Below are 5909 nucleotides of genomic sequence, written 5' to 3' on the forward strand. Positions count from 1 at the left end.
CCCACCCCCCTCTGTCCTGCCGGACATCTCCCCCGCAAGGGGGGAGATTGGATGCCGCTTCGACTTTCGCCAACCACCAGCGAACCGCGGGGTGCAAGAGGAGCACAAGCCTGAAGCGATTGCCGCGCCGTTGCAGTCGGTCACTTGTCGATCCGCGCGGAGGTCGCGCCCAATTAACAATTCTATACTCAATTGCGTCAAATTTTATGTTTATTCTATTGGCGTTTTACTTAATGTCTACTTCGCGCTTTTGCGTCAAATAAATCCAGCCGTGTCATTGTCTCCTCAAACGGGGAGACTGAATAATGAACATGATGAGGGGCAAGCTGTTGCTGGCGGCAATAGCGATGCAGCTTTTCGGCTGGGGGATTGCAAGCGCGGCGGAGCCGGCCTTCATGCATACCGGCGGCCGCACCACGCAGCCAGTCGGTCACTACGAATTGTGCCAGCAGCTTCCGCAGGAATGCAATCAGAGGACGCCTAGCCGGGCACCGGTCGAACTCACCCGCAAGCTGTGGGCAACGATCGTCAAGATCAACAATTCGGTCAACAGCAAGGTCGCGCCGCGCACCGACATGGAAATGTGGGGCAAGGAGGAAGTCTGGTCCTTCCCCAATAGCGGCTTCGGCGACTGCGAGGACTATGCGCTGGAAAAGCGCCGTGAGCTGATGAGCATCGGCGTGCCGGCCGGCGATCTGCTGATGACGGTGGTGCGCCAGCGCAATGGCGACGGCCATGCGGTGCTGACCGTGCGCACCAGCCTCGGCGAGTTCATCCTCGACAATCTCCAGCCCAAGGTGCTGTCCTGGACCAATACCAGTTACACCTACCTGAAGCGCCAGTCCGACCGCAATTCCGGCGCCTGGGTTACGATCAACGACGGCCGCTCCGACGCGGTCGCCAGCGTCCGCTGAGGACGCGACGCAAAACCCGGTCGAGTCCCCACCCTCCCCGTCCCCAACGACCGGGTTTAAGGAGCCGGCCCCGTCCCCGGGCCGGCTCCACCATTTCCGGCGGAACACATCTCGATACAGTTATCTCGGCTTTGCCTCCAACTGCGCTTCGTCATCCAAGCTGTCGCACGACCGTTTGTGCGATACCTAGCTGTCGTTCGCCGTCGAAACGCTGTTACTTGCCCCTGATACGGAACGCGTCGACAAAGGCGGAAAACGCCGGAGAGGGATGGCGTCGGCTTGGATAGTACAGGTGGTAACCCTGGAACGTCGGGCACCATTTGGTCAGGACTTCCTGGAGAAGGCCACTCTCAATGTGTGGAAGGACGAGTTCGCGCGGTAGATAGGCCAAGCCCACACCGTCAAGCGCGGCCTGGATCGCCGGCCCCATGTTGTTAAGCGTCAGTTGTCCCTCGACCCGAGCGCTGAACTCGCGCGCGCCTTCCCGCAATTCCCACGCATAGACCGATCCTGACGTCGGCAGCCTGTAATTGATGCAGTTATGGTCGGTCAGCTCCTGCGGTGTCTCCGGCGGTGACCGGTGGGCGAAGTAATGGGGTGAGCCGACCACAGCGTAGGTCACGTCGGCTCCGATGCGCACGGCTACCATATCTCGGGCAATGGACTCGCCCAGCCGCACACCGGCATCGAACTGGCGCTCGACGATGTTGGTGAAGGCATTATCGACCACCAGCTCGACCTTGATATCGGGGAAGTCGCTCAGGAACTTTGGCAGCCGGGCGCGGAAGACAATGTCGACGGAATCGTCGGTGCACACCAGGCGAATGTTGCCGGACGGCCTGTCGCGCAGGACGCCGAGAGCGCTGACCTCAGCCGCGATCCCTTCGAAATGCGGTTCGATGCCTTCCTTGAGGCGTTGACCGGCCGCCGTCGGGGCGACGTCGCGTGTGGTGCGAGAGAGAAGACGAACGCCAAGCCGGGACTCCAGCGACTTGATGGTGTGGCTAAGGGCCGAAGGAGTGACCCCGAGCTTGGCGGCTGCTCGGGTGAAGCTCCGCGTCCGGGTGATCTCCAGGAACGCGCGCATTTCGGCGAACTCGTCGCGTGGCATTGATGAGCCTCATTCACAACCACATCAAAATTATACCCGCTAGTCGCATTTGGCCAGCCCGACTACTTAGTTCGGGAACGGACAGGAGACTGCCTCATGACCATTGATTTCGCGCTGGACGAAGCCGCCACTCCTGACAGCACGACGACCCCATGGTCTGCGGTGGTCTGCCTGTCGCTGCTGACCTTCCTTCTGGTCGGACTGGAGTTCCTGCCGGTGAGCCTGCTCACCCCGATCGCTCAGGATCTGGCCGTCTCCGAGGGTCAGGCAGGCCAGGCAATCGCGGTATCCGGATTCTTCGCCGTGGTTACCAGCCTCTTCGGCAACTCGCTGTTGCGAAACGTCGACCGACGGACGGTGGTTCTGCTCTATACGGCAGTGCTGGCCGCATCGAGCCTGGCGGTGGCGCTTGCTCCCAACTCCCTGATCTTCCTGGCCGGGCGGGCGCTGGTCGGCATCGCGATCGGCGGTTTCTGGTCGCTGTCGACGGCCATTCTGGCCCGCCTGGCCGCGGGACCCGACCTGCCCAAGGCCATTGCCTTGCTCCAGGGCGGCACTGCCTTCGCATTGGTGATCGCCGCGCCCGTCGGCAGCTTCCTCGGATCGCTGATCGGATGGCGGGGAACCTTCTTCGTCACTGTCCCCATCGGCCTCGCGGCGCTCGTGTGGCAGTTGGCCGTTCTCCCGAAGATGCCACCGATGGAGACCGCCTCGGTGCCGAGCATGTTCGGCCTGCTGCGGAATCGCAGATTCGCCATCGGCATGGGCGCGACCGGGCTCGCTTTCATCGGGCAGAACGCGCTCTCGATCTATCTGCGGCCGTTCCTGGAAAATGTGACGGGCCTCGAGGTGAACACCCTCTCAATAGCTTTGTTGGGCGTCGGGCTCGGTGGCCTGGCGGGACTGTCGATCATCGGCCTCATACTCCGGCGGCACCTCACAGCCGTGCTGATCGGGCTGCCGAGTGCACTCGCGGTCTTCGCTCTACTGCTGATTGCCTTTGGACCGTTTGCAGGCGCTACGGCCGGCCTGCTGGTTCTGTGGGGACTGTTCGCGACCCCGATCCCGGTGGCGTGGAACACCTGGATGACCACGCTCATCCCTGAAGACCTGGAGGCCGGGGGCGGACTCCAGGTCGCCCTGATCCAACTCGCGATCGCGGGCGGCGCTATCGTGGGAGGCCTGCTGTTCGACGTGGCCGGCTGGTGGAGCGCCTTCCTTCTCGCCGCCGTCCTGCTCACGGGTTCGGCCTTGCTCGCCGCCTCGGCCGGCCCCCGCACCTGAACTCTTTCAATTCTTGTCCAGGAGAATCTCATGTCCGAAGGAATCGAGAACAAGGTCGTCGTCATCACCGATGCCAGCAGTGGCCTCGGTGAAGCGACGGCACGCCATCTTGCCGCACGAGGCGCTTCCGTGGTCCTGGGTGCACGCCGGTCACACCGCATCGACGCGCTTGTCCAGAAACTGACCGCCGCTGGGTTCAAAGCCAAGGCCGTCACTACGGACGTCACCGACGCCGGCCAGGTCCAGAACCTGGTGAACACGGCGGTCCGGGAATTCGGCCGCATCGACGTGATGCTCAACAATGCGGGCCTCATGCCGTTGGCCCCGCTCGAACGGCTCAAGGTCGACGAATGGGACCGGATGATCGACGTCAACGTCAAGGGCGTCCTTTACGGCATCGCGGCCGCGCTTCCGTACATGAAGGAGCAGCGATCGGGGCACATCATCAATGTCTCGTCCGTATACGGCCATGTGGTCGACCCGGGTGCGGCGGTCTATTGCGCCACCAAGTTCGCCGTGCGTGCGCTGTCCGAGGGTCTGCGGAAAGAGGTGAAACCCTACAATATCCGCACCACGGTGATCTCGCCGGGCGCTGTCAGCACAGAGTTGCTCGAGCATATCAGCGAGAAGGATATCCAGCAGGGCACCAGGGACTTCGTGAGCAAGATCGCCGTGGGGCCAGATACGTTTGCCCGCACGGTCGCCTTCGCGATCAACGAGCCCGAGGACGTCGATATCAACGAGATCTTGTTCCGGCCGACCGCCCAGCCGGTTTGACTTGGAAGGGGCTATGCTTTCGGTATCCTAAGGCCGGCTCCGTTATTCCATGGGCGTCGCCGATTGTTCTTCCTTCAACCCCGCCCTGAACCGCCTGCCGTTTGCCACATAGTGCGCGGCCGAGGCGCGCAGCCTGGCGATTGCTATCTCGTCTAGCGTCCTGACGACGCGCGCTGGCGAGCCGACGATCAGCGAATTGTCGGGAAATTTCTTGCCTTCGGTGACCAGCGCGCCGGCGCCGACCAGCGAGTTGTTGCCGATCTTCGCGCCGTTCAGCACGATGGCGCCCATGCCGATCAGGCTGTTGTCGCCGATCGTGCAGCCGTGCAGCAAGGCGCGGTGGCCGATCGTGCAGCCTTGGCCGACGGTCAGCGGAAAGCCGGCATCGGTGTGCATGATTGTGTGCTCCTGCACGTTGGTATCGGCGCCGATAACAATCGGCTCGTCGTCGCCGCGGACGACGACGCCGAACCAGAAGCCGGCATTGCGGCCGATCCTGATATTGCCGATCAACGTGGCGTCGGGCGCGATCCAGTTGCTGTCGGCGTCCTCGAAGGCGGGCGCTTTTCCGTCAATCGCGTAGATCGGCATCGCTGTCTCCAGATCGTCTCACACCGACAAGCCGCCAGACCCTAGAAGCGAAGCCGCCCACGACGCAATGGCGATCACCACCATGCCCAGCGCCAGCGCCCAGATGGTCGCCGTACAGCCGCAGGAGATCAGCCCCAGCACCGAGATGCGACGCTCGCGCCAGGCGTCCAGCGCCTCGTTGGCGAACATCAGCGGCCCGGCGCAAGCCGCCGCGGCGAGCGAGCGCAGCATGTGCTTCGACGACACATAGGGCTGGACGAAGGCAAGCTTGCGGCCGGCGACCAGTTCCATAGCCGATCCGGCCAGGCCGCAAGCCGTCAGCCCAGCCATAAAACTGAATATGATTTGTTCGACCCGACCCATCTTTACCCTCCGTTTACCATGAAATCGCACAGTCGCCTGCAAAAGCTGCGTAGCAAGAGCCGTGCCGCGCCGAGATGTGCCGCTCAGGCACACCCGATGGGACGGCAAAACGAGGGTCACGATGAAGCAGGCAGCCGCCACAGAGGGCCCGCAACTCAGCGTCGTCGACTCGACGCTGATGAAGCGGGTGTTTTATGCGTTCGCGACGCTGGCGCTGCTTTCGGTGGCGATCAGCCTCGGCGGCAAATGGTTCGGCCGCTCGATCGCCATGGCCGGGTACACCGACGACACCACGGTCCACGAGGTCGTCATCGGCAACAACATCATCGCCGTGCCGGCCAATGTCATCCGCTTTGCCCAGGCCCGGCGCGACGGCATCGCCTCGCGGCTCGACCTCTATTTGCGCTATCCCGAGATGGACGGCTACAGCGAGGCTGCCCGCAACGACTTCAACCACACCGGACCCAGCAAGGACATCGTCTTCCTGTCGTTCGAGCCGCAGATGATGTCGCGCGACATGAGCGGCCGCTTCGCGCCGATCTACAGCGCGCTGATCGTCAAGCCCGGTACGCCCGGCCCTGGCGGCGCCACGCTTTACGCCTTCAGCGAAAAATCAGGCTATCTCAACGAAGTGCTGGCGGTCGCCGACCGCCCCGGCAAGGATCCGTTCGTCGCACGCTGCCTGAGCGGCCCAAGCGCCGACGAATCGCTGGCGCCCTGCGAACGCGACATCCTGGTCGGCGACAATCTCAGCCTTACCTACCGCTTCCCCAGGGAATTCCTGGCCGACTGGCAGGCGCTCGACGCGGCGATTTCGGGCGAGGCAGCGCGTGTCCTGAAGGGCGAAGCGAACCGCCCGAGGATTCGGT

7 protein-coding genes are annotated in these 5909 nt (G+C 63.2%); 4 read left to right on the top strand and 3 right to left on the bottom strand.

Annotated elements, in window-relative coordinates:
* The first annotated feature begins 314 nt into the window (after positions 1 to 314).
* Positions 315 to 914 (top strand): transglutaminase-like cysteine peptidase, encoded by a 600-nt coding sequence (locus E5W70_RS30315; protein ID WP_292664961.1) that lies wholly within the window; start codon positions 315 to 317, stop codon positions 912 to 914.
* Positions 915 to 1128: 214 nt separating this feature from the next.
* Here the strand turns inward: E5W70_RS30315 and E5W70_RS30320 are convergent, their stop codons facing one another.
* Positions 1129 to 2025, bottom strand: coding sequence for a LysR family transcriptional regulator (locus E5W70_RS30320; RefSeq protein ID WP_292664955.1), 897 nt, complete (start codon positions 2023 to 2025; stop codon positions 1129 to 1131).
* A 96-nt stretch (positions 2026 to 2121) separates the two neighbouring features.
* Here E5W70_RS30320 and E5W70_RS30325 point away from each other — a divergent pair, with 96 nt between their 5' ends.
* Together E5W70_RS30325 and E5W70_RS30330 are read left to right on the top strand one after the other, a co-directional pair.
* Entirely contained in the window at positions 2122 to 3309 is a 1188-nt protein-coding gene (locus E5W70_RS30325; protein ID WP_292664956.1) for an MFS transporter, read from the top strand.
* Between the two features lie 30 nt (positions 3310 to 3339).
* On the top strand, positions 3340 to 4086 hold the full coding sequence (locus E5W70_RS30330) for an SDR family oxidoreductase (RefSeq protein WP_292664957.1): 747 nt from the start codon (positions 3340 to 3342) through the stop codon (positions 4084 to 4086).
* A gap of 42 nt (positions 4087 to 4128) precedes the next feature.
* Here the strand turns inward: E5W70_RS30330 and E5W70_RS30335 are convergent, their stop codons facing one another.
* The gene (locus E5W70_RS30335; RefSeq protein WP_292664958.1) at positions 4129 to 4677 is read right to left on the bottom strand and encodes a gamma carbonic anhydrase family protein; all 549 of its coding nucleotides are present in this window, start codon (positions 4675 to 4677) and stop codon (positions 4129 to 4131) included.
* An 18-nt stretch (positions 4678 to 4695) separates the two neighbouring features.
* Positions 4696 to 5040: a hypothetical protein gene (locus E5W70_RS30340; RefSeq protein ID WP_292664959.1), complete on the bottom strand. Its 345-nt coding sequence runs from the start codon at positions 5038 to 5040 to the stop codon at positions 4696 to 4698.
* A gap of 121 nt (positions 5041 to 5161) precedes the next feature.
* Here E5W70_RS30340 and E5W70_RS30345 point away from each other — a divergent pair.
* A partial coding sequence (locus tag E5W70_RS30345; protein ID WP_292664960.1) for a hypothetical protein occupies positions 5162 to 5909 on the top strand: 748 nt, incomplete at its 3' end.

The sequence above is a fragment of the Mesorhizobium sp. genome (assembly GCF_005063415.1).
Classification (GTDB): Bacteria; Pseudomonadota; Alphaproteobacteria; order Rhizobiales; family Rhizobiaceae; genus Mesorhizobium.